This window comes from Streptomyces sp. NPDC014891, from assembly GCF_043081085.1.
Classification (GTDB): Bacteria; Actinomycetota; Actinomycetes; order Streptomycetales; family Streptomycetaceae; genus Streptomyces.
Genome location: NZ_JBIBWF010000001.1, coordinates 432,134 through 454,930, shown reverse-complemented (window position 1 = coordinate 454,930; position 22,797 = coordinate 432,134). Strand labels below are relative to the sequence as shown.

17 protein-coding genes are annotated in these 22,797 nt (G+C 74.1%); 13 read left to right on the top strand and 4 right to left on the bottom strand.

From position 1 onward, the window contains the following. Window positions 1-17: 17 nt before the first annotated feature. Window positions 18-299 carry a pyrimidine/purine nucleoside phosphorylase gene (locus tag ACF09E_RS01960; protein WP_392203376.1) on the bottom strand — a complete coding sequence of 94 codons (282 nt, stop codon included), beginning with the start codon at window positions 297-299 and terminating at the stop codon, window positions 18-20. A 227-nt stretch (window positions 300-526) separates the two neighbouring features. Between ACF09E_RS01960 and ACF09E_RS01955 the strand changes: the two genes are divergently transcribed. The 7 genes from ACF09E_RS01955 (at window position 527) to ACF09E_RS01925 (ending at window position 10,347) form a co-directional block, all read left to right on the top strand. Beyond that, entirely contained in the window at window positions 527-1,897 is a 1,371-nt protein-coding gene (locus tag ACF09E_RS01955; protein WP_392203375.1) for an FAD-binding oxidoreductase, read from the top strand. Window positions 1,898-1,991: 94 nt separating this feature from the next. Further along, a complete protein-coding gene (locus ACF09E_RS01950) occupies window positions 1,992-2,855 on the top strand; it encodes an oxygenase MpaB family protein (protein WP_392203374.1) in 864 nt (287 codons plus the stop codon). Window positions 2,856-2,881: 26 nt separating this feature from the next. Further along, the gene (locus tag ACF09E_RS01945; RefSeq protein ID WP_392203373.1) at window positions 2,882-5,161 is read left to right on the top strand and encodes a tetratricopeptide repeat protein; all 2,280 of its coding nucleotides are present in this window, start codon (window positions 2,882-2,884) and stop codon (window positions 5,159-5,161) included. A 130-nt stretch (window positions 5,162-5,291) separates the two neighbouring features. Further along, window positions 5,292-6,872, top strand: a complete 1,581-nt coding sequence (locus ACF09E_RS01940; RefSeq protein WP_392203372.1) for a phytoene desaturase family protein — start codon at window positions 5,292-5,294, stop codon at window positions 6,870-6,872. 291 nt (window positions 6,873-7,163) lie between these two features. Continuing rightward, window positions 7,164-8,198 (top strand): L-threonine 3-dehydrogenase, encoded by a 1,035-nt coding sequence (gene tdh / locus ACF09E_RS01935; RefSeq protein WP_392203371.1) that lies wholly within the window; start codon window positions 7,164-7,166, stop codon window positions 8,196-8,198. 3 nt (window positions 8,199-8,201) lie between these two features. Continuing rightward, entirely contained in the window at window positions 8,202-9,401 is a 1,200-nt protein-coding gene (locus tag ACF09E_RS01930; protein ID WP_392203370.1) for a glycine C-acetyltransferase, read from the top strand. A gap of 37 nt (window positions 9,402-9,438) precedes the next feature. Continuing rightward, window positions 9,439-10,347 (top strand): LysR family transcriptional regulator, encoded by a 909-nt coding sequence (locus ACF09E_RS01925; RefSeq protein ID WP_392203369.1) that lies wholly within the window; start codon window positions 9,439-9,441, stop codon window positions 10,345-10,347. Window positions 10,348-10,365: 18 nt separating this feature from the next. Here the strand turns inward: ACF09E_RS01925 and ACF09E_RS01920 are convergent, their stop codons facing one another. Beyond that, complete coding sequence (locus tag ACF09E_RS01920) at window positions 10,366-12,171, bottom strand: serine hydrolase (RefSeq protein WP_392203368.1); 1,806 nt, start codon at window positions 12,169-12,171, stop codon at window positions 10,366-10,368. Between the two features lie 172 nt (window positions 12,172-12,343). Here ACF09E_RS01920 and ACF09E_RS01915 point away from each other — a divergent pair, with 172 nt between their 5' ends. The 3 genes from ACF09E_RS01915 to ACF09E_RS01905 all read left to right on the top strand — a co-directional run bounded on the left by ACF09E_RS01915 (window position 12,344) and on the right by ACF09E_RS01905 (window position 15,994). Further along, window positions 12,344-13,453 (top strand): NAD(P)H-dependent flavin oxidoreductase, encoded by a 1,110-nt coding sequence (locus ACF09E_RS01915; protein ID WP_392203367.1) that lies wholly within the window; start codon window positions 12,344-12,346, stop codon window positions 13,451-13,453. Beyond that, window positions 13,450-15,006, top strand: coding sequence for an acyl-CoA synthetase (locus tag ACF09E_RS01910; protein WP_392203366.1), 1,557 nt, complete (start codon window positions 13,450-13,452; stop codon window positions 15,004-15,006). Before ACF09E_RS01915 ends, ACF09E_RS01910 begins: the two co-directional genes overlap by 4 nt. Before the next feature lie 283 nt (window positions 15,007-15,289). Further along, entirely contained in the window at window positions 15,290-15,994 is a 705-nt protein-coding gene (locus tag ACF09E_RS01905) for a GNAT family N-acetyltransferase (protein ID WP_392203847.1), read from the top strand. Between the two features lie 76 nt (window positions 15,995-16,070). On the opposite strand, the gene ACF09E_RS01900 is transcribed toward ACF09E_RS01905, so the two are convergent. Next, window positions 16,071-16,976 carry a nitroreductase/quinone reductase family protein gene (locus tag ACF09E_RS01900; protein WP_392203365.1) on the bottom strand — a complete coding sequence of 302 codons (906 nt, stop codon included), beginning with the start codon at window positions 16,974-16,976 and terminating at the stop codon, window positions 16,071-16,073. 153 nt (window positions 16,977-17,129) lie between these two features. Here ACF09E_RS01900 and ACF09E_RS01895 point away from each other — a divergent pair, with 153 nt between their 5' ends. Both ACF09E_RS01895 and ACF09E_RS01890 read left to right on the top strand, forming a co-directional pair. Then, on the top strand, window positions 17,130-17,534 hold the full coding sequence (locus ACF09E_RS01895) for a MarR family winged helix-turn-helix transcriptional regulator (protein ID WP_392203846.1): 405 nt from the start codon (window positions 17,130-17,132) through the stop codon (window positions 17,532-17,534). Window positions 17,535-17,575: 41 nt separating this feature from the next. Continuing rightward, window positions 17,576-18,673, top strand: a complete 1,098-nt coding sequence (locus tag ACF09E_RS01890; protein ID WP_392203364.1) for a calcium:proton antiporter — start codon at window positions 17,576-17,578, stop codon at window positions 18,671-18,673. Here ACF09E_RS01890 and ACF09E_RS01885 read toward each other — a convergent pair. Further along, window positions 18,663-21,062, bottom strand: coding sequence for a penicillin acylase family protein (locus tag ACF09E_RS01885; protein WP_392203363.1), 2,400 nt, complete (start codon window positions 21,060-21,062; stop codon window positions 18,663-18,665). The genes ACF09E_RS01890 and ACF09E_RS01885 overlap by 11 nt on opposite strands. A gap of 157 nt (window positions 21,063-21,219) precedes the next feature. Between ACF09E_RS01885 and ACF09E_RS01880 the strand changes: the two genes are divergently transcribed. Further along, a complete protein-coding gene (locus ACF09E_RS01880; protein ID WP_392203362.1) occupies window positions 21,220-22,737 on the top strand; it encodes a fatty acyl-CoA synthetase in 1,518 nt (505 codons plus the stop codon). Window positions 22,738-22,797: the final 60 nt, after the last annotated feature.

Here is a 22,797-nt window from a genome sequence, read left to right as displayed (position 1 = left end):
CGCGCGCTCCGGGAAGGTCAGCGGTACTCGCAGAGGTACGCGGTCTCGACCGCGACCCGCAGCTGGAACCGGCTGTCGCCGGGGACCTTGAAGCGGTCTCCGGCGGCGAAGGTCTCCCACTCCTCGGCGCCGGGCAGCAGGACCGTGAGCGCGCCGCTGACCACGTGCATGATCTCCGCGGCGGCGGTGCCGAACTCGTACGCGCCCGGAGCCATGACGCCGATGGTCGCGGGACCCTGCTCCTGCGTGAACGCGATCGACTTGACCGTGCCGTCGAAGTACTCGTTGACCGTAAACATGGGCATCCTCGATTGAATCGAACAGACGGGGCGGCGGGGGTGCGGGTGCGGCGGCCTCCGGCCACGCGTACCGGCACTGTAAGGGCCCGCGGCGAGCCGGCGAATCCCGGGCCGCTCCGGTCTCACCTGCTGGACCGGGCGCGGCCCCGTTCCGGGTTCCCGGGCTCCGGTTGAGGCCCGGCGCCATCGGCGTAGCGTGGAGATGATTCGAACGAGGAGCGGTGGCCATGGGCAAGCTCTCGAACGACCTGCTGCGCGAACGGGTCCGCGGAACGGTCGTCACGGCCGACGACGAAGACTTCGACGAGGCGCGCACGGTGCACAACGCCATGATCGACCGACGACCCGCCGTCGTCGTGCGCTGCGCCAACGCGGGCGACGTCATGGCCGCGGTCGACTTCGCCCGCGAGAACGGGCTCGACCTGGCGGTCCGGGGCGGCGGGCACAGCGTGCCCGGCTTCGGCACCTGCGACGACGGGGTGGTGGCCGATCTCTCCGGGATGAAGGGTGTCCGCGTCGACCCCGTGCGGCGCACGGCCCGCGCGGAGGGCGGGGCGACCTGGGGCGACTTCAACGCCGCCACGTACCCCTTCGGCCTCGCCACCACCGGCGGGATCATCTCCACCACCGGCGTCGGCGGACTCACCCTCGGCGGCGGCATCGGCTACCTCGCCCGCGGGCTCGGCCTGAGCTGCGACACCCTCGTCTCCGCCGACGTGGTCACCGCCGACGGCCGGCTCCTCGTCGCCGACGAGGAGCAGAACGCCGACCTGTTCTGGGCCCTGCGCGGCGGCGGAGGCAACTTCGGCGCCGTGACCTCGTTCGAGTACCGGCTCGCCCCCGTCAAGGACGTCTACGGCGGACCGATGCTCTTCGAACTCGAGGACGCGGCCACCGTCGTCCGCTCCTTCGCCGAGTACATCGCCGACGCCCCGGAGCAACTGGGCGGATTCCCCGCCTTCCAGATCGCCCCGCCGCTCCCCTTCATCCCGGAGGACCGCCACGGCGACACCTTCGCCCTCGTCGTCGCCTGCTGGGCCGGACCGCTCGACGAGGGCGAGAAGGCCCTGCGGCCCCTCCGGGACATCGCGCCGGTGGTCGCCGAACACGTCGGGCCCATGCCGTACCCGGCACTCAACAGCGCCTTCGACGCCCTCGTACCGCCCGGCCTCCAGCACTACTGGAAGGCCAACTTCGTGTCCGAGCTGACCGACGCCGCCATCGAGGCCCACGTCGAGCACGCCGCCGGGCTGCCCGCGGTGAACTCCACCGTCCACATCTACCCGATCAACGGCGCCTGTCACCGGGTCGCCCCGGACGCCACGGCCTTCGCCTACCGGGACGCCTCGTTCGCCACCATCATCGCCGGCATGTGGCCGGACCCCTCCGCCAACGAGGCCAACGTCGGCTGGGTGCGCGACTACTACGCCGCCACCGCCCCGCACTCCGAGGAGGGCGGCTACGTCAACTTCATGTCCGACGACGACCGCGGCCGGATCAGGGCCAACTACGGGGCGAACTACGACCGTCTCGTCGAGGCCAAGCGGACCTACGACCCGGGAAACCTGTTCCACCTCAACCAGAACATCGAACCCTGACCCCGCAGGACGGGAGCCACCGGGCCCCGGCCGCACGACCGGTTCCGCCGCGCCGGTTCCGTCGTAGCCTGAACGGCATGAGCGAGGACGCTTCATGAGTGCCGACCCGGGGCTCTTCGGACCCCGTTCCGTGACCTGGCAGGTGCACAGCGACCCGGTGATGTGGATCGCGGGGGTGCGCGCGCTCTGGCTGCAGGCGCTGCACCCCGTCGCCGTACGCGGAGTCATGATCAACAGCAGCTTCCGCACGGACCCCTGGGGGCGGCTCATGCGGACCGCGGACTTCGTCGGGACCCTGAGCTACGGGACCACCGAGGCCGCCGAGGCGGCCGGGGCGAGGGTCCGGGGAATCCACCGGCGCCTCGGGGTGGACGACCCGGAGCTGCTGCTCTGGGTCCACTGCGCCGAGACCGACTCCTACCTCTCGGTCGCCCGCCGCTCGGGGATCCCCCTCACCGACGCGCAGGCCGACCGGTACGTCGACGAACACCGCACCGCGGCCCGGCTGGTCGGACTCGACCCCGCCGCCGTCCCCGGGTCCACCGCCGCCCTCGCCGCCTACTTCGACGGGACGCGTCCCCGCCTCGCCGCGGCCGAGGACGCCCGCACCGTCGAGGACTTCCTGCGCCGTCCGCCCGTCAAACCCGTGCTCGTACCGGCGCGCGAGGTGATCTGGCGGCGCGTCGCCGCCCTCGCGTACGACACTCTGCCCCCCTACGCCCACGAGCTCTACGGCCGCCCCGCACCGCCCCCGGAGACCGTCACCCGCCGACTCGTCGCCACGGCGGGCCTGCTCCGCCGCGTCCCCGCCCGCCTGCGCTGGCGGCTGCCGCCGCGGCACATCCTCCGCGCCATGGACCGCCTCGGCCCGGGCAGCCGGCCCGACCCCTTCGTGTACCCCGCCCCGTACCCACTGTCCGAACCGCCGTCCATACTGGAGGAGCCGGGGAAGGCGTAGGAGATCGACGGGGGCGGCAGCACACGATGGGGGACTCCAGACTGATCCAGGGCCGGTACCGCCTGCACGAGGTCATCGGCCGCGGGGGCATGGGCGAGGTGTGGCGCGCCACCGACGAGGCGCTCGGCCGCGGGGTCGCCGTGAAGTGCCTCAAACCGATCGGGCCGCAGCAGGACCCCCAGGTCCTCACCGTGGTCCGCGAGCGGTTCCGGCGCGAGGCCCGGGTGGCCGCCGCGCTCCAGCACCGGGGCATCACCGTCGTGCACGACTTCGGCGAGTACGACGGCGTGCTGTTCCTCGTCATGGAGCTCCTGGAGGGGCGCAACCTCAGCCAGCTCCTCGCCGCCAACGCCCAGCACCCGCTGCCGGTCCAGGACGTCGTCGAGATCGCCGACCAGGTCGCCGACGCCCTCGCCTACACCCACCGCCACGGCGTCGTGCACCGCGACCTCAAGCCCGCCAACATCATGCGGCTCCGGGACGGCACGGTGAAGATCTGCGACTTCGGCATAGCGCGCCTCGGCGCCGACGTCGGCTTCACGTCCAAGCTCACCGGCACCGGCATCGCCATGGGCACGCCCCACTACATGTCCCCCGAGCAGATCGGCGGCGGCGAGGTCGACCACCGCAGCGACCTCTACTCGCTGGGATGCGTGCTGTACGAGCTCGCCACCGGCGTCCCGCCCTTCGACCTCGGCGACTCCTGGGCGATCCTCATCGGACACCGCGACACGGTGCCGAGCCCGCCGCGCACCCACCGTGCCGAGCTCCCCGACTACTTCGACCGGATCGTCGTCGACCTGCTCGCCAAGGCCCCCGCGGAGCGTCCCGCCGACGCGGGCGACCTGCGCCGCCGCATCGTGACCGGGCGGATCTCCCCGCCCCTGCCGGGAGCCGGTCCGGGAGGGCACCCGCACGCCGGGGCGACCGTCGTGCCGGGCCCCGGTGTCCCGTCCACGCCCCCGCCCGGCCCGGGCGCCGACCCGGCGGCCACCGCCCCGATGCCCGCCTGGCTCCGGGCCGTCACCGGCGGACACCGCCCGGCCGAGGCCACCGCGCCTCGCCCGGCCGCGCACGACTCCGCCGCGGCCGTCCTCACCACCGAGTGGACGACCGCCGGAGCGGGGACCGGCACGCCCCCGCGCGCGCTGCCCGCGCCCGTCCCCGCCGCCACCGCCGAGCTGATCGCGGTGCTGGCCGGCCGGTACCGGGCGGGCATGGGACTCGGACGGCTCGGCCGCTGGGACGAGGCCGAGTCGGTGCACCGGTCCGTCGCAGAACACCGCGCGGAGGTCCTCGGCGAGGACCACCCGGACACCCTGGCCAGCCACTACGAGGTCGGCTTCGCCCTCGCCCGGCTCGACCGCCCCGCCGACGCCCTGCGCGTCTTCGGCGCGGTCGCCGCCGCCCGCGCGCGCGTCCTCGGCGAGGACCACCCCGACACCCTCGCGGCCACGCAGGAGCGGGCGTACGCGCTCGGCCGCCTGGGCCGGCACACCGAGGCGCACGAGCTGTACGTCACGGTGCTCGCCGCCCGTGAGCGCACCGTGGGCCCCGACCACCCGGACACCCTGCGCTGCCGGCACAACCTGGCCTTCACCCTGGGCCGCCTGGGCCGCCTGGAGGAGTCCTACCGCGCCGCGCACGAGGTCGCGGAGGCACGCGCCCGGCTCCTGGGCGAGGACCACCCCGACACCCTCGTGACGCGCCGCGAAGTGGCCCACATCCTGGGGCGGCTGGGCCGCGCAGACGAGGCACTCGCCGCGTACCGGGCGGTCGCCGACGCGCGCGCCGCCGCCCTCGGACCCGACCACCCGGACACCCTCACCGCCCGCTACGAGACCGGCGTCCTCCTCGGCCGGCTCGGGCAGGCCGCCGACGCGCTGGGCGTCTGCCGCGACCTCGTCGACGCCCGCACCCGCGCACAGGGAGCCGACGGCCCGGAGACGCTCCGCGCCCGGCACGCGCTCGCCGTCAACCTCGGCCGGCTCGGCCGCTGGCCCGAGGCGCTCACCGCCTCGGAGGACGTCCACGCCGACCGGCGGCGGGTCCTCGGGCCGGACCACCCGGACACCCTGCTGAGCCTCCGCGAGACCGCCGTCGCCCTGGGGCGCCTCGGCCGCTGGGAGGAGGCGCTCGCCGCGCACGGCGCGGTCGCCGGGGCCCGCACCCGGTTGCTCGGCCCGGCCCATCCCGACACCCTCGCCGCCCTGGACGACGAGGCGCACTGCCTGGAGCGCCTGGGCCGTCACGCGGAGGCCGCCGCCCTCCACCTGAGAGCGGCCACCCTCCCGCCGCGGACCTGAGCCCCCAGCCCGGGGCCGGGGCCGACGGGAAGCACCGGGGCGAGAGCCCCGGACCGGGGTGCCCACAGACCCGAGGCGAAGCCCCGCGCCGTCCCCTTTCGTGGTCGCCGCCCCCGTGTGAGCATGAGCCATGACTGCCCCCGACGCGCTCCCGGACCGCCGGCCCGCCTCCCGCTCGTACGACGCCGTCGTCGTCGGCGGGGGCCACAACGGCCTCGTCTCCGCCGCCTACCTCGCCCGAGCCGGGCGCTCCGTCCTCGTCCTGGAACGGCTCGGCTCCACCGGCGGGGCGGCCGTGTCCACCCGGCCGTTCGCCGGGGTCGACGCGCGCCTCTCCCGGTACTCGTACCTGGTCTCGCTCCTCCCCGAGAAGATCGTGCGCGACCTCGGGCTGCGGTTCGCCGTGCGGAAACGGTCCGTCTCCTCCTACACCCCCCAGGGAGACGGAGGCCTCCTCGTCGGCGGGGGCGCGGCGCGCACCCGCGACTCCTTCGCCCGGCTCACCGGGTCCGACCGCGAGTACGAGGCCTGGCAGGCCTTCTACGCCCGCACCGCCCGAGCCGCCCGCCGGATCTTCCCCACCCTCACCGAGCCCCTCCCCACCCGCGCCGTCCTCCGGGACCTGGTGGACGACGCCGACACCTGGCGGATGCTCTTCGAGGAGCCCCTGGGAGCCGCCGTGGAGCGGGAGTTCGCCGACGACCTGGTCCGCGGCGTCGTCCTGACCGACGCCCTCATCGGCACCTTCGCCGACGCCCACGATCCGACGCTCCTGCAGAACCGCTGCTTCCTCTACCACGTCGTCGGCGGCGGCACCGGCGACTGGGACGTACCCGTCGGCGGCATGGGCGCCCTCACCGACGCGCTCGCCGACGCCGCCCGCGCCGCCGGCGCGGAGATCCGGACCGGCCACGAGGCCACCCGGATCGAGACCGACGGACGGCGTGCGGCGGTCACCTTCCGCACCGCCGACGGCGAGGGCACCGTCGAGGCCGGCCACGTCCTGGTGAACGCCTCGCCCCGCGACCTCGCCGCGCTCCTCGGCGACCCGCCGCCGCCCGCCCCCGAGGGCGCCCAGCTCAAGGTCAACATGCTGCTGACCCGGCTGCCCAAGCTCCGCGACCGCTCCGTCGACCCGCACGAGGCCTTCGCCGGCACCTTCCACATCGCCGAGGGGTACGGACAGCTCGCCACCGCCCACGCCGAGGCCTCCGCCGGCCTGCTGCCGTCCGCGCCGCCCTCCGAGATCTACTGCCACTCCCTGACCGACCCGACGATCCTCGGCCCCGGACTCGCCGCCACGGGGCACCACACGCTCACCCTGTTCGGCCTGCACACCCCGGCCCGGCTGTTCGCCGCGGACAACGAGGGCACCCGCGCGGCGCTCCTCGCGGCGACCCTGGAGCAGCTGGACGCCCACCTCGACGAGCCGCTCGCCGACTGCCTCGCCCTCGACGCGGACGGCCGGCCCTGCATCGAGGCGAAGACCCCGCTCGACCTCGAACGGGAGCTCCGCCTCCCCGGCGGGCACATCTTCCACCGCGACCTGTCCTTCCCGTACGCGGAGGAGGACGGGGGCGCGGTCGAGGGCCGGTGGGGCGTGGGGACCCGCCACGCCAACGTCCTGCTGTGCGGCGCGGGCGCCGTCCGGGGCGGCGGGGTCAGCGGCATCCCCGGCCACAACGCGGCGATGGCGGCGCTCGGCCACTGACCCCCGGCCGTCCGCCCGTCCCCGAGCCGTCCGCCCGCCCCGAGCCGGGGCCCGCCCGGGGACGGGAGGGCGCAGGGCCCCGCGGCCCCCACCCGACGGGGGCCTCTCCGTTCGGACGCGTTGACGTCGCCCCGCCCCCGCCTGTGGTGTGAAGCTGATCTGCGAGCGCGGTTAAGAAATCCTCGATGGACCGCGAGCGCTCCGTACGGAAGATTCTCTTCCAGGGATCTTGGGCGCGCTGCCGCGCCCGGACCCGCACATCACAGGACACGCACGTCGGGAGCCGTGGCATTGAAGGCGTTGGTCAAGCTGAAGGCGGAGCCGGGACTCTGGCTCACGGACGTGCCCGAGCCGGAGACCGGCCCCGGAGACGTGCTGATCAAGGTGAAGCGGACCGGGATCTGCGGGACCGACCTGCACATCCGGTCCTGGGACGGCTGGGCGCAGAAGACGATCGCCACGCCGCTGACCGTCGGCCACGAGTTCGTCGGCGAGGTCGTCTCCGTCGGCCGTGACGTCGCCGACATCGCCGTCGGCGACCTGGTCAGCGGCGAGGGCCACCTCGTGTGCGGCAAGTGCCGCAACTGCCTGGCCGGCCGCCGTCACCTGTGCCGGGCGACCGTCGGGCTCGGCGTCGGCCGGGACGGCGCGTTCGCCGAGTATGTGGCGCTGCCCGCGTCGAACGTGTGGGTGCACCGCGTCCCCGTCGACCTGGACATCGCCGCGATCTTCGACCCCTTCGGCAACGCCGTGCACACGGCGCTGTCCTTCCCGCTGGTCGGCGAGGACGTGCTCGTCACCGGCGCGGGCCCGATCGGCATCATGGCCGCCGCCGTCGCCAAGCACGCCGGTGCCCGCAGCGTCGTGATCACCGACGTCAGCGAGGAGCGCCTGGCCCTGGCGCGCAAGACCGGCGTCACGCTCGCGCTCGACGTCTCGGAGCACACGATCGCCGACGGTCAGCGCACCCTCGGGCTCAAGGAGGGCTTCGACGTCGGCCTGGAGATGTCCGGCAACCCCCGCGCGATGCGCGACATGGTCGCCAACATGACCCACGGCGGCAAGATCGCCATGCTGGGCCTGCCCAGCGAGGACTTCGCCGTCGACTGGGCGAAGATCGTCACCTCCATGATCACGATCAAGGGCATCTACGGCCGCGAGATGTTCGAGACCTGGTACGCCATGTCGGTGCTCCTGGAGGGCGGGCTCGACCTCTCGCCCGTCGTCACCGGGCGCTACGCGTACACCGACTTCGAGGCCGCCTTCGACGACGCGGCCTCCGGCAAGAGCGGCAAGATCATCCTCGACTGGACTGCGGGAGCCTGACCCATGTTCGATTCCGTACGCGACGACATCCGCGCCACCCTCGACGAGATCGAGAAGGCCGGGCTGCACAAGCCCGAGCGCGTCATCGGCACCCCCCAGTCGGCCACCGTCGCCGTGACGTCCGGGGGGCGCCCGGGCGAGGTGCTCAACTTCTGCGCCAACAACTACCTGGGCCTCGCCGACCACCCCGAGGTCGTCGCCGCCGCCCACGAGGCGCTGGACCGCTGGGGCTACGGCATGGCGTCCGTCCGCTTCATCTGCGGCACGCAGGAGGTGCACAAGGAGCTGGAGGCGCGCCTCTCCTCGTTCCTCGGCCAGGAGGACACGATCCTCTACTCCTCCTGCTTCGACGCCAACGGCGGCGTCTTCGAGACGATCCTCGGCCCCGAGGACGCGGTCATCTCCGACGCCCTCAACCACGCGTCGATCATCGACGGCATCCGCCTCTCCAAGGCCCGCCGCTTCCGCTACGCCAACCGTGACATGGCGGACCTGGAGCAGCGGCTGAAGGAGGCCCAGGAGGGCGGCGCCCGCCGCAAGCTCATCGTCACCGACGGCGTCTTCTCCATGGACGGCTACGTCGCCCCGCTCCAGGAGATCTGCGACCTGGCCGAGCGCTACGACGCCATGGTCATGGTCGACGACTCGCACGCCGTCGGCTTCGTCGGCCCCGGCGGCCGCGGCACCCCCGAACTGCACGGCGTGATGGACCGCGTCGACATCATCACCGGCACCCTCGGCAAGGCCCTCGGCGGCGCCTCCGGCGGCTACGTCGCGGCCCGCGCCGAGATCGTCGCCCTGCTGCGCCAGCGCTCGCGCCCGTACCTCTTCTCGAACACGCTCGCCCCGGTGATCGCCGCCGCCTCCCTCAAGGTCCTCGACCTGCTGGAGTCCGCAGGCGACCTGCGCGACCGGCTGCGCGCCAACACCGAGCTGTTCCGGACCCGGATGACCGCGGAGGGCTTCGACATCCTCCCCGGCGACCACGCCATCGCCCCCGTCATGATCGGCGACGCGTCCGAGGCCGGCCGCATGGCCGAGCTCCTCCTGGAGCGCGGCGTGTACGTGATCGGCTTCTCCTACCCGGTCGTGCCGCAGGGCCAGGCGCGGATCCGCGTCCAGCTCTCCGCCGCGCACTCGACGGAGGACGTGAACCGGGCCGTGGACGCCTTCGTCGACGCCCGCGCGGCCCTGCGGGGCTGAGGCGCTCGCAGGCCCTCCGGCCTGCGAGACTGGGGGAATGATCGAAGCGCGGCGGTTGCACATCCTCCGTGCGGTGGCCGACCACCGCACGGTCACGGCGGCGGCCGCCGCGCTCTATCTCACCCCCTCCGCCGTGTCCCAGCAGCTCGCCGCCCTGGAGCAGGAGACCGGCCACCGCCTGGTCGACCGCAGCGCCCGCGGCGCCCGCCTCACCCCGGCGGGCGAGATCCTGCTGAGCCACGCCAACGCCGTCCTGGCCCAGCTGGAGCGCGCCGAGTCGGAGCTGGCCGCGTACGGCTCCGGCGAGGCCGGCACGGTCACGGTGGCCGCCTTCGCCACCGGCATCGGGCTCGTGGTGGCCCCGGCCATCAGGGCCCTGGCCGGCACGGCCCCCGGGATCCGGGTCCGGGTGCGGGACGCCGAGGGCGACGAGAGCCTGATGATGGTCCTCGACCGGCAGGTCGACGTGGCCGTCGCGGTCGAGTACCGGGGCGCGCCGGGCGAGGACGACGCCCGCCTCACCCGCGTCCCGCTCTACGCGGAGCCCTTCGACGCGGTCCTGCCGCCGGGCCATCGGCTGGCGGCGGGGGAGCGGGTCGCGCTGGGCGACCTCGCGAAGGACGCCTGGATCGGCCAGTCCGCGGGCAACCCCTGCCACGACGTCACCGTCCTGGCCTGCGAGTACGCCGGGTTCACGCTGAATCCGGAGCACTCGTCCGACGACTTCCGGGCCGTCGTCGCCCTCGCGGCCGCGTCGGCCGGGGTGGCGCTCGTCCCGCGGTCGGCGCTGCGCGGCATGGAGCTCGCGGGTGTGGAGGTCCGCCCGATCGAGGGCGTCGTCCCGACCCGGAGGGTCTTCGCCGCCGTCCGCCGGGGCGCGGAGGACCATCCGCTGATCAGCCCGGTGCTGACCGCCCTGGGCGAGGCGTCGGGTCCCGGCGTCTGACGGAGGGACCCGCCGGGGTCAGTCGGCGGACCTGGTCCAGCCGTCCGCCGCGATCCGGGCTCCGTCCGCCGGTCGCGCCTCGTCGAACACGGGGCGTCCCGCGGCGTCGAGGAGCCGCAAGCGGTCCACGTACACGCCCCGCCCCACGTACCGCTGGTCCGTCGTGTACCGCCAGCGCAGCGGGGACGGGGGCCCGGTCAGCGCGGCGGACACCGTGTGCCAGACGCGCCCCGACCAGCCGCTCGCGGCGCCCGTCGGGTGCCCGGTGCGGCCGTCCGCGGTGAAGGGCACCGGCCGCCAGGTGGTGCCGCCGTCGGCCGAGGCCTCCAGGACCACCGGGTCGGTGCCCGGCTCGGTGTCCCACCACAGCGCGCACTCCAGGCGGGCGGCGCCCGGCACGGGCGGGAGGGTCAGCGTGGCGGTCGCGGCGCTCGCCATGCCGGAGAACCAGGAGGCGCGGCCCCGGTCGGGGCGGACGGGGACGGCGCGGGCCAGCTGGTTCGCCGCGGCGACGCGGGGTGCGGACCCCGAGCGCCAGGAGCGCACCGGGTGCACGGAGTTGCCCAGGACGATCAGGAAGGTGTCGGTGGTCGGGTCGAGGACCAGGCTGGTGCCGGTGAAGCCGGTGTGACCGGCCGTCCGGGGGGTGGCCATCGCGCCCATGTACCAGTGCTGGTAGAGCTCGAAGCCCAGGCCGTGCTCGTCGCCCGGGAACCCGGTGTTGAAGTCGGTGAACATCAGCTCCACCGAGGCGGCGGAGAGGATGCGGGCCCGGCCGTACGCGCCCCCGTTGAGGAGGGCGCGGGCGAGGATCGCGAGGTCCCAGGCGCGGGAGAAGACCCCGGCGTGGCCCGCCACCCCGCCCAGGCTGTGGGCGTTCTCGTCGTGCACCTCGCCCCGCACCATGCCGCGGTCGAGACCGGACCAGGGCGGGCGGGCGTCCTCGGTCGCGGCGATCCCGGGCCGCCAGGAGAGCGGTGGGTTGAAGCGCGTGCGGTGCATCCCGAGCGGAGCGGTGATCTCGTCGTGGAGCAGGGAGTCCAGACCGCGACCCGTGACCTCCTCCAGGATCAGCTGGAGCGTGATCAGATTCAGATCCGAGTAGAGGTACGCCGAACCCGGCGGGTTCGCGGGCACCTCGTCCCAGATCAGCCGCAGCTTCCCCTCCCGCGTCGGCGCCTCGTACAGCGGGATCCAGGCCCGGAACCCCGAGGTGTGGGTGAGGAGCTGACGGACCGTGACGTCCTGCTTGCCTCCGCCGCCGAACTCGGGGAGGTACGCGGTGACCCGCGCCTCCAGCTCCAGCGTGCCGCGCTCGATCTGCTGCACGGCGAGGATCGAGGTGAAGAGCTTCGAGACCGACGCCAGGTCGAAGACGGTGTCCTCCGCCATCGGGACCTGTTCGTCCACCGGCAGTTCCACGCCGGTGTCGGTCCTCTCGTCGTACGCCGCGTACCGCACGGCCATGCCGATCGGCCGGTGCAGGGCCACCGTCCCGCCCCGGCCGGCGAGCAGCACGGCCCCCGCGTACCAGGGGTGGACGGGGGAGGGGCCGAGGAAGGCCTCGGCGTCCGCGACCAGCCGGTCCAGGTGCTCCGGCAGCAGTCCCGCCCGTGCGGCCGACCCGCGCCGCAGGGTGGTCCGGCGCGCGCCGGCGGCACCCCCGCGGGCCGCGTCCCCGCGTGCCGGTCCGGGACCCGGTTCCGGCGAGGCGGCCGCGGCCCCCGGGATCGATCCGATCACCAGCGCACCTCCCAGGGCGAGGACTCCGCCGCCGAACGCCCGGCGGCTCGGGCCCCGGTCCCACCCGGACTCCTCCGTCATGTCCACCCTCTCCCACCGTCCCTTGAAAGAAAACTTCAGCCACGCCGGAAAGATCTGAAACTTTCCTACCGGAGTCGGGGGCGACGGCGGAAGCGTGCGGCGCCGCTAAGAATCTGACGATCCATCAGAAAATCTCTTCCCTCCGTCGCGCCGCTGCGGCATCCTGCCGCCCATGAAGACGGAGCTGAGTCGCACCCTGGGGATCGAGCACGCCATCTTCGGCTTCACGCCCTTCCCCGCCGTGGCCGCCGCACTGACCAGAGCCGGCGGGTTCGGCGTCCTCGGCGCGGTCCGCTACACCGCCCCCGACGACCTCGCCCGCGACCTCGACTGGATGCAGGAGCACACCGACGGCCTGCCCTACGGCCTCGACGTCGTGATGCCGGCCAAGAAGGTCGAAGGAGTCACGGAGGCCGAGGTCGAAGCCATGATCCCGGAGGAGCACCGGGCCTTCGTCCGGGCCACGCTCGCCAAGCACGGGGTTCCCGAACTCGCCGAGGGCGAGGAGTCCGGCTGGCGCATCACCGGCTGGATGGAGCAGGTCGCCCGCAACCAGCTCGACGTCGCCTTCGACTACCCGATCCGACTCCTCGCCAACGCCCTCGGCTCCCCGCCCCCCGACGTCGTCGCCCGCGCCCACGACCACGGCGTCCTCGTCGCCGCCCTCGCCGGCAGCGCCCGGCACGCCCGGCACCACGCCGACGCCGGCATCGACGTCGTCGTCGCCCAGGGCTACGAGGCCGGCGGCCACACCGGGGATATCGCCTCCATGGTGCTCACCCCCGAGGTCGTCGACGCCGTGTCCCCGCTGCCGGTCCTCGCCGCCGGCGGCATCGGCAGCGGCGAGCAGATCGCCGCCGGCCTCGCCCTCGGAGCCCAGGGCGTCTGGCTCGGCTCGATCTGGCTCACCACCACCGAGGCCGAACTGCACTCCCGGGCCCTCACCGCCAAACTCCTCGCCGCCGGATCCGGCGACACCGTCCGCTCCCGCGCGCTGACGGGGAAGCCGGCCCGTCAGCTCCGCACCGAATGGACCGACGCCTGGGACGACCCGGCGGGGCCCGGCCCGCTCCCCATGCCGCTGCAGGGGCTGCTCGTCGCCGAGGCCGTCTCCCGTATCCAGCGGTACGAGGTGGAACCCCTCCTCGGCACCCCCGTCGGCCAGATCGTCGGCCGGATGAACTCCGAGCGCAGCGTCCAGCAGGTCGTGGACGAGCTCACCCGCGGCTTCGAGAAGGCCGTCGAACGCGTCAACCGCATCGCCGGACGGAGCGAGTCATGAGCCAGTCAGCCGCAGCCACCGGATTCTGGGCGCAGGCCACCGCCGACCCCGGCCGCACGGTCCTCGTCGCGCCCGACGGCGAGGAGTGGACCGCGGGCCGGCTCCATGCCGAGGCCAACCGGCTGGTCCACGGCCTGCGGGCGGCGGGCCTGGAGCGCGGGGACGCGTTCGCCGTCGTCCTGCCCAACGGCCCGGAGTTCCTCACCGCCCATCTCGCGGCCGGTCAGGCCGGGTTCTACCTCGTCCCGGTCAACCACCACTTCGTCGCCCCCGAGACCGCCTGGATCGTCGCCGACTCCGGTGCCAAGGTCCTCGTCGCCCACGAGCGGTTCTCCGAGGCCGTGACCCTCGCCGCCGACGAGGCCGGGCTCCCCTCCACCCACCGCTACGCCGTCGGCGCGATCCCGGGCTTCCGCCCGTACGCCGAACTGCTCGACGGCCAGGACGAGGCGCCGCCCGCCGACCGCACCCTCGGCTGGGTCATGAACTACACCTCCGGCACCACCGGACGGCCCCGCGGCATCCGCCGCCCCCTCCCCGGGAGGCTCCCCGAGGAGACCCACCTCGGCGGCTTCCTCGGCATCTTCGGCATCCGGCCGGCCGACGGGAACGTCCACCTCGTCTGCTCGCCGCTCTACCACACGGCGGTGCTCCAGTTCGCCGCCGCGGCCCTGCACATCGGGCACCCCCTGGTCCTCATGGACCGGTGGACGCCGGAGGAGATGCTCCGTCTGATCGACCGCCACGCCTGCACCCACACGCACATGGTCCCCACCCAGTTCCACCGCCTGCTCGCGCTGCCCGAGGAGGTGCGGAACCGCTACGACGTCTCCTCGATGCGGCACGCCATCCACGGCGCCGCGCCGTGCCCCGAGCACGTCAAGCGGGCCATGATCGACTGGTGGGGGCGGTGCGTGGAGGAGTACTACGCCGCGAGCGAGGGCGGCGGTGCCTTCGCGACCGCCGAGGAGTGGCTGAAGAAGCCCGGCACGGTCGGCCGGGCCTGGCCCATCAGCGAACTCGCCGTCTTCGACGACGACGGCGTCCGGCTGCCGCCCGGCGAACTCGGCACCGTCTACCTGAAGATGAACACCGGCGGGTTCCAGTACCACAAGGACGAGGCGAAGACCGCGAAGAACCGCATCGGCGACTTCTTCACCGTCGGGGACCTCGGCCTCCTCGACGAGGACGGCTACCTCTTCCTGCGCGACCGGAAGATCGACATGATCATCTCCGGCGGGGTCAACATCTACCCCGCCGAGATCGAGGCCGCCCTCCTCGCCCATCCCGCCGTCGCCGACGCCGCCGCCTTCGGCATCCCGCACCCCGACTGGGGCGAGGAGGTCAAGGCGGTCGTCGAGGCGGCCGAGGGGCACGAGCCCGGCGCGGCGCTCGCCGAGGAGATCCTGGCCCACTGCGCCGACCGCCTCGCCGGCTTCAAGCGCCCGAAGTCGGTGGACTTCGTCGCGACCATGCCGCGGGACCCCAACGGAAAGCTCTACAAGCGCCGCCTGCGCGACCCGTACTGGGAGGGCCGGGAACGCCCGCTCTAGGGGTGTCCTGCCGGTCGGGCCGGACCCCGCGAGCCCGGCCCGACCGGCGAGACACCCAGGACCTGTCGTCGACCTCCCGTCCGTCCCGCGACGCCGTGCCCTGGTACGCCGCGGAGCGGCACCCGACCCGGCCCCGGGCCGCCGGACCGTGCGGCCCGGGTGGTGTCCTGCCGATCGGGCCGGGCTCGGCAAGATCGGCAGGACACCCCTAGACTTCGTGCCCGAGGCGTCCCCCGCGGTGGCCGCCGCCCTGGTCGGCACGGAGTTCGAGAGGCACCCCACGATGGCGGATCGCGATCCCTTCGTCCTTGACGACCCCGTGGGGGAGTCCCTGCGGGGCCCGCACGCGCACCTCGCCCGCCGCGTCGGCGGGGCCGCGACCTATCTGCCGGACGTCTCGACCTTCGCCGCCGTGTCCGCGGACCCGGATCCGGCGCGTTGGGCCGACCTCGTGGAACTCCTCGGCCGGGACGCGTTCGCCGACCTGTTCAGCTGCCCGGTCCTCCCGCCGTCGGACTGGGAGCCGGTCTTCGTCCTGGAGGGCCGCCAGATGATCCGGCCGGAGGGCGCCGACGCCCTGTCCCCGGGCGACGAGGCGGACGGACCCGTGGTCGAACTCGGCGCGGACGACGTGCCCGAGATGCTGGAACTCGTCGAACGCACCAGGCCCGGACCGTTCTGGTCCCGCACACCCGAGCTCGGCACCTATCTCGGCATCCGGGAGAAGGGCGAGCTCGTGGCCATGGCCGGCGAGCGGCTCCGGCCCCCGGGGTGGACCGAGATCAGCGCGGTCTGCACCGCGCCCGAGGCCCGGGGCCGGGGTCACGCGGCCCGCCTGGTGGGCGCGCTCGCGGCGCGCGTCGAGGCGCGGGGCGAGGGGGTCTTCCTCCACGTCGCCGAGGCCAACACCGGGGCGATCGCGCTGTACGGGAAGCTGGGCTTCGTGACGCGCCGCCCGGTGACCTTCCGCGGCTTCCGCACCCGGTAGCACCCGCCCCCGGCGCCGGGCCGGGCCTGCCGCCTCGCGAGCCTACGGGCGAGGAACGGGCCCGCCGCCCGCGGACTTACGGGCGAGCAACCGGCCCCGTACGGGTCAGCACCGGCACCAGTTGCGCCTCCTCGTGGGCGAAGTGCTCCTCCAGCCGGGCCGCGAGCCGGTCCACCTCCGCCCGGAGGGTCGCGGGAGCGGCGTCCGAGGCGAGGAGTGCCTCCAGCTCCTCCACCGTGCGGGCGACCACCCGGTGCTCCTCGCGCATCCGGTCCAACGCCCCGGACAGCTCGGGGAACTCGCCCTCCAGGAGGTCGAAGGCGCTGTCCTCGTTGTGGTGGTGGGCGTGCAGCGCGCCGCAGAACGCCAGGCAGTGGCGGGCGAGCTGCCCGCCGAGCGCCGGGGTGCTCCGTACCACCGAGGCCGCGCGCGCCGCCGGGCTCCCCGCCTCCGCCGCGGCGGAGTCCAGCTCCTCCCGCAGTGACAGCAGTTCGGCCCGCAGCTCGGCGTGGACCGTGACCAGGCGGTCGGCGATGGCCCGGTGCCGGGCCGGGTCCCCGAGGTCCACCCGGTGCAGGGCGACGACCGGGATGATCCGGTCCGTGGCGGCCTGGTAGGCGGCGAAGCCGGGGTCGCGGGCGGCCTGCTCCGCGTACAGCCGGTCCCGCTCCCCGCCCTCCGTCACCACCGCCGTCGCCCCGAAGCGCTCGACGGTCCCCTCCGGCGTGCCGATCTCGACGGTCACGTACGGGTGGGCAGTGAGGTTGTGGAACCAGGCGGGGTGCTTCGGCCCGCCGGCGTTCGACGCGAAGACGAGCAGCCGCTCCCCGTCGCGCGCGTACACGGCCGGGTTGGTGTGCGGCCGTCCGCTGCGGGCGCCCGTGGTGGTGAGCAGGAGCAGGGCCGCGCCCTCGAACATCCCGCCCACCCGGCCGCCGTCGGCGCGGAACTCCTCGATGACCTGTCGGTTGAGATCAGGCATGGCTGTGCCTTCCGGTAGCATCGATTCCTAAGGATCTATTTGCTTTGAAAGCAAAGCTAAAAGGGAGGGTGCACGGTGTCAACCGCACACGAGGGGGACGAGGCCGCCGCCGGGCCGGAACTCGACGAGGCCGTGCGCACCTTGCTGCTGCTCATGCCTCGGATGGTCTCGCGGGCGAAGCGCATCAGGATTCCCGAGGAACTGCAGACGCTCACGCTCGCGCCCCGTCACCTGTCCCTGCTCGCCTATCTCCTCTTCGACGGGTCGCTGAGCGTCAACGAGCTCGCCGCCCGCCTGGAGATCGCCCCGACGACCGTGAGTCTCATGGTGGGCGACCTGGCGAAGAAGGGCGTACTGGAACGGGTCGAGGACCCCGCCGACCGCAGGCGCAAGATCGTCTCCATCGCGCCGGCGCACGCCGCCGCCATCGACGGCTGGCTCGGCCGCAGCGCCGACGCCTGGCGCTCCGCCCTCGCGCCGCTCGACGCGGCGCAGCGGCGGATGTTCCTCGAGACCCTCACCGCGTACGAGCGCGGCCTCAGCGACCCCCTGGAATGACCGAACCGGGCGAAAGCCCCCTTTGTGGCAGGATGCGGATCATGAGTTCGAGCACGGCGTCATTGACACGGCAGTGGACCACCTGGGGGCCGGTGGTGGCCGCACTTGCGCTTGTCGGGGCCTGGGGGCGCGACCTCCCGGGATTCGCCGTCGGGTTCATCGCGCTCTGCCTCATCGCCGCCGTGCTCGCCGCGGTCCACCACGCCGAGGTCATCGCCCACCGGGTGGGCGAACCGTACGGCTCGCTCGTCCTCGCGGTGGCCGTCACCGTCATCGAGGTCGGGCTCATCGTCTCGCTGATGGTGGGAGGCGGCGAGAAGACGTCGACCTACGCGCGGGACACCGTGTTCGCCGCCGTCATGATCACCTGCAACGGCATCGTCGGCCTCTCGCTCCTCGTGGCCGCGCTCCGCAACCGGATCGCCGTGTTCAACGCCGAGGGGTCCGGAGGCGCACTGGCCACCGTCTGCACCCTGGCCACGATGACGCTCGTCCTGCCCACCTTCACCACCAGCCACCCCGGTCCCGAGTTCTCCGGTGTCCAGCTCGCCTTCGCCGCCGTCGCCTCCCTCTGCCTGTACGGCGTCTTCGTCGGTGTCCAGACGGTCCGTCACCGGGATTACTTCCTGCCCGTCCCGCGTCCCGGCCACGATACGGAGGACGACCACGCGGACCCGCCGACCCGGCGCGACGCCTGGACCAGCCTCGGGCTGCTCGTGGTCGCCCTCGTCGCCGTCGTCGGCAACGCCAAGGTGATCTCCCCGACGATCGAGGACGGCGTCCAGTCGGCCGGCCTGCCCAAGGCGGTCGTCGGTGTCGTCATCGCCCTGATGGTGCTGCTGCCCGAGACCCTCGCCGCCGTCCGCGCGGCCCGCAGAGACCGCGTCCAGACCAGCCTGAACCTCGCCTACGGCTCCGCGATCGCCAGCATCGGCCTGACGATTCCGGCGATCGCGCTCGCCTCGATCTGGCTGTCCGGGCCCCTGGTCCTGGGCCTGGGTCCGCTCCACATGGTCCTGCTCGTCCTCACCGGAGTGGTGAGCGCCCTGACCGTGGTGCCCGGACGGGCCACTCTCCTCCAGGGCGGCGTCCACCTCTCGATCTTCGCCGCCTTCGTGTTCCTGTCGTTCAGCCCCTGACGACCACGACCCGCAGCGCGGGCGAGCGCAGGATGTCCTTCTCGCAGAACCGGGAGGTCACCCAGCGCCCGCCCGCGTACAGCCGCGTCTGGTCGCTGTAGTGCGGCGACGTCGGGTCCGACGACTGCGCGTACGAGAGCAGAGTGCGGGCCACCGGGCACCGGCCGCCGTCCCAGCCGACCGCCTGTACGTGACTGGTCCCGTGCGCGACCTCCGTGTAGCCGCCGCCCGACGGGTTCCACACCGGCTCCGTCTTGTTCCAGACGCCCAGCGACTCGGTGCCGCCGCTCACCGGGATGCGCGTCCCGTTCCGCACCACGAACTGGTGGGCGCCCAGCGGCGCGTCCAGCGCGATCCCCGCCGCCCGCAGCTCCGCCACCGCGTCCGCCAGGGCCTTCGCGAAGCCCGGGGCGTCCGTGTCGAGGGTGTTCGGGGTGCGGACCGGATCCGCCGGAGAGAACGGCACCTTCCACTGCCGGGCCGTCGGCACCGTGGCCGTGAACTTCCGCCAGAACCGGTCGAAGAGCAGCGCGCCCCGGCTGTCCGTGTTCACCGTCCGGTCCCAGGCCCCGATCACCCGGCAGGCCTCGGGGTCGCCCGGCAGCGCCGTCTCGCAGGCCCGCGCGGCGTCCGCCGCCGCCAGGTCGCCGGCCGGGGCGCGGTTGGCGAACTGCTGGCGCTGGAGGTCGGACACCGTCAGGTCGCCCCGCGCGGCCATCGCGGCCACGTCCTCGATCCCGCCCCTCGTGCGCAGCGAGCGCGGGGTGCCGATCGTGCCGAAGATCCGCTCGTAGCCCGCGAGGGGCCGCTCCGCGTTGGTCAGCCAGGCGCTGTCGTTGGAGTTCGCCACGTACGGGGTGTCCCGGAGCACCGGCATCCTCGCCGGACCGAAGACCCCCGGCTGCACCGCGTCCGGGTCCGAGCCGAGCGCGCAGTCCGACCGCGCGCCGTCGAGCACCGCGACCCCCGAGGCGGGGTACGTGGCCCGGCCGAGCGGCGTCGAGCAGCGGGCCGCGAGCTCGTCGGTGATCCGGGGGAGGACCTGCGACTGGCTGAAGAAGGAGTGGCCCGCGGAGTCCGCCGCGATCGTGTTGACCCAGGGCAGCCCCTGTGTGCGCCGCAGGGTCTCGGCGACGTCCGCGGTGGAGCGTGCCCGGCCGAACCCGAGCGCCGTGTCGGAGCCGCGCAGGTTGCTCGCGTTGGGGTCGTTCAGCGCGTACGCCGTGCCCGCCGTCCACGGCAGCGGGAGCTGCGTGCCGAGGCCGCCGACGACCGGGCCGTACCGGGTCCACCACTGGGTCCGGGTGACCGGGGCCGCGCCCCTGACCGGGACGGTCACCCGGCGCGGGGTCATCCGCTCCGGCCGCCCGTCCACGAGGTACGCCGTCGGGTCGCCCGGGACGAGCGTCAGCTGGTGCAGGTTGAGCGGGACGCCGGTGGCCACCGTGTGGCTCCAGGCCACCTTGTCGTTGAAGCCGATGTTGACGACGGTCGTGCCCAGGAGGGAGGCGCCCGAGACGTTCAGTTCGCCGGGGATGGTCTGCTGCGACTGCCAGAACCGGCGGCCGCCCTGCCACGGGTAGTGCGGGTTGCCGAGGAGCAGTCCCCGCCCGTTCGCGGTGGCGTCCCCCGAGAAGGCGACGGCGTTGGAGCCCATCGTGGCGTTCTCGGCGGCGAAGAGTTCCCGGGCGGCCTCCGCCGCCCGCTCCGGATCGGGGACCGGTCCGGAGGCGCCGGCCCGGCCGGCGGCGGTGGCGGCCGGCGGAGCGGCGGCGGTGATGCCGTCGACGGCACGGCCCTGGCCGCCGAGCACCGAGACGGCGAAGCCGCGCCGGGCCACGTCGAGGGCGGTCACCGGGCGGACCCAGTCCGCCCCGGCGCAGGCCGGATCCGAGACGCGGTTCTTGCGCAGCCAGGCGTTGTACCCGGCCGCCCAGCCCCGCATGAGCTCCTTCAGGTCCCGGCTCGGGCCGGCCGGCGCGGGGGTCGCGAGCAGTGCCTCCACGGTCCCGGCGTCCTTCACGCCGCGGAAGTACAGATCGCTGGAGAGGTTGGTTGCGGCGGACGAGAGGGAGCCGTCCGGGGCGGCGTCCGCGCCGAAGTGCCGGGATCGTTCCCCGTTCACCGTCAGGAAGCCGTCGGCGAGCGTGCACACCTGGTCGGCGGCCTGGGCCCAGCCCGTTCCGAACCCGAGGTTCGCGTAGTCGCGGGCCACGATGTGCGGGATGCCGTACTCGGTGTACCGGATGACCGCCGACAGGCCGCGGTCGGAGGGGTGGTGGCCCCGGTCCCCGGTGTCTGCGACCGCCGCGCCGGGCAGCGCGGCGGAGACCACGGCGAGGGCGGACGCGGCGAGCGCCCACTGCTTCAGGCGGGTACGGAGGTGCAAGGTGCCTCCCAACGGACGGACGGGCAGGACGGGTTGGACCATGCACGCAGGTGCGCGGCCCCGTGTCAACATCCCGTTCGGTATCCGAGGTCCGCGCCGGTGCGGCGCGGCCGCACGGTACTTGACCTTCCGCCGGGTGCGCGCGGAGGATCGCGGCATGGACCGACTCCTCAGCCGCACCGTCGACGGCGTCCTGCGCATGAGCGCCCGGCGCGTCCCCGACCGGGTCGCCGTCCGCCACGCCGGCCGGACCTGGACGTACGCCGAGCTGGACGCGGCCGTCTCGACGGCCGCGGCGGTCCTGCGCGCGCCGCACCACGGGCTGAGCCTGCCGGAGGGCGCCCGGGTCGCGACCTACGGCCACAACTCGGACGCCTACCTGATCGCGTTCCTCGCCTGCTCCCGGGCGGGGCTGATCCACGTGCCCGTCAACCAGCACCTGACGGGCGGGGACCTGGCGTACCTCCTGGAACAGTCCGAGGCCTCCCTGGTCCTCGCCGACCCCGCCCTCGCGGGCCGCGTACCGGACGGGTTCGCGGTCAAGGCGCTGCGGGACGCACCCGGTTCGCTCCTCGACGCGCTCGCCGAGCCGGAGGAGTACGACGCCGACCGCGACGCCCGGGACTGCGTCCAGCTGCTCTACACCTCGGGGACCACGGCCCTGCCCAAGGGGGCGGCGATGTCCCACCGCGCCCTCGTCCACGCGTACGCGAGCGCGATCGAGGCGCTGGACCTCCACGAGGACGACCGGCCGGTGCACGCGCTGCCGCTCTACCACTCTGCCCAGATGCACGTCTTCCTGCTGCCCTACCTGGCGGTCGGCGCCGAGAACACCCTCGTCGACGGCCCCGACCCGGCCGTGCTCCTCGACCTGGTCGAGGCGGGTCTCGCCGACAGTCTCTTCGCCCCTCCCACGGTGTGGATCGGCCTCACCGGCCACCCCGACTTCGCGCACCGCGACCTCTCGGCCCTGCGCAAGGCCTACTACGGGGCCTCGATCATGCCCGTCCCCGTCCTGGAAGGGCTCCGCGCACGGCTGCCCGGACTCCGCTTCTACAACTGCTTCGGCCAGTCCGAGATCGGCCCCCTCGCCACCGTACTCGGCCCCGACGAGCACGAGGGGCGGATGGACTCCTGCGGCCGGCCCGTCCGGCACGTCGAGGCCAGGGTCGTCGACGAGAAGGGCGGGGACGTGCCCGACGGCACCCCCGGCGAGATCGTCTACCGCTCCCCGCAGCTCTGCGACGGCTACTGGCGCAAGCCCGAGGAGACGGCGGCGGCCTTCCGGGACGGCTGGTTCCGCTCCGGTGACCTCGCCGTCCGCGACGCCGAGGGCTACCTCACGATCGTCGACCGGGTGAAGGACGTCATCAACTCCGGGGGCGTGCTGGTCGCCTCACGCCAGGTGGAGGACGCGCTCTACACCCACCCGGGCGTCGCCGAGGTGGCCGTGATCGGCCTCCCCGACGACCGCTGGATCGAGGCGGTCACGGCGGTGGTCGTCCCCCGCGGCGAGGTCACCGAGGCGGAACTCCTCGCCCACGCCCGTGCGCACCTCGCCGCCTTCAAGGCCCCCAAGCGCGTCCACTTCCTGCCGGAGCTGCCCCGCAACGCCAGCGGAAAGATCCTCAAGCGGGACCTCCGTGACCGGTACGCGGCCGGTCGGGCCGGCTGAGCCGGTCGTCCCGCCGGGCCGTCCCGGCGTACGGGAGGCTGTCGTCACGCGCGTTCCACC

Coding starts and splice junctions, on each gene's coding strand:
- ACF09E_RS01915 (WP_392203367.1), top strand. CDS start 12,344: ATGAAGACGGAGCTGAGTCGCACCCTGGGGATCGAGCACGCCATCTTC.
- ACF09E_RS01925 (WP_392203369.1), top strand. CDS start 9,439: ATGATCGAAGCGCGGCGGTTGCACATCCTCCGTGCGGTGGCCGACCAC.
- ACF09E_RS01945 (WP_392203373.1), top strand. CDS start 2,882: ATGGGGGACTCCAGACTGATCCAGGGCCGGTACCGCCTGCACGAGGTC.
- ACF09E_RS01895 (WP_392203846.1), top strand. CDS start 17,130: ATGCCTCGGATGGTCTCGCGGGCGAAGCGCATCAGGATTCCCGAGGAA.
- ACF09E_RS01880 (WP_392203362.1), top strand. CDS start 21,220: ATGGACCGACTCCTCAGCCGCACCGTCGACGGCGTCCTGCGCATGAGC.
- ACF09E_RS01955 (WP_392203375.1), top strand. CDS start 527: ATGGGCAAGCTCTCGAACGACCTGCTGCGCGAACGGGTCCGCGGAACG.
- ACF09E_RS01910 (WP_392203366.1), top strand. CDS start 13,450: ATGAGCCAGTCAGCCGCAGCCACCGGATTCTGGGCGCAGGCCACCGCC.
- ACF09E_RS01930 (WP_392203370.1), top strand. CDS start 8,202: ATGTTCGATTCCGTACGCGACGACATCCGCGCCACCCTCGACGAGATC.
- ACF09E_RS01950 (WP_392203374.1), top strand. CDS start 1,992: ATGAGTGCCGACCCGGGGCTCTTCGGACCCCGTTCCGTGACCTGGCAG.
- ACF09E_RS01900 (WP_392203365.1), bottom strand. CDS start 16,976: ATGCCTGATCTCAACCGACAGGTCATCGAGGAGTTCCGCGCCGACGGC.
- ACF09E_RS01960 (WP_392203376.1), bottom strand. CDS start 299: ATGTTTACGGTCAACGAGTACTTCGACGGCACGGTCAAGTCGATCGCG.
- ACF09E_RS01905 (WP_392203847.1), top strand. CDS start 15,290: ATGGCGGATCGCGATCCCTTCGTCCTTGACGACCCCGTGGGGGAGTCC.
- ACF09E_RS01890 (WP_392203364.1), top strand. CDS start 17,576: ATGAGTTCGAGCACGGCGTCATTGACACGGCAGTGGACCACCTGGGGG.
- ACF09E_RS01940 (WP_392203372.1), top strand. CDS start 5,292: ATGACTGCCCCCGACGCGCTCCCGGACCGCCGGCCCGCCTCCCGCTCG.
- ACF09E_RS01920 (WP_392203368.1), bottom strand. CDS start 12,171: ATGACGGAGGAGTCCGGGTGGGACCGGGGCCCGAGCCGCCGGGCGTTC.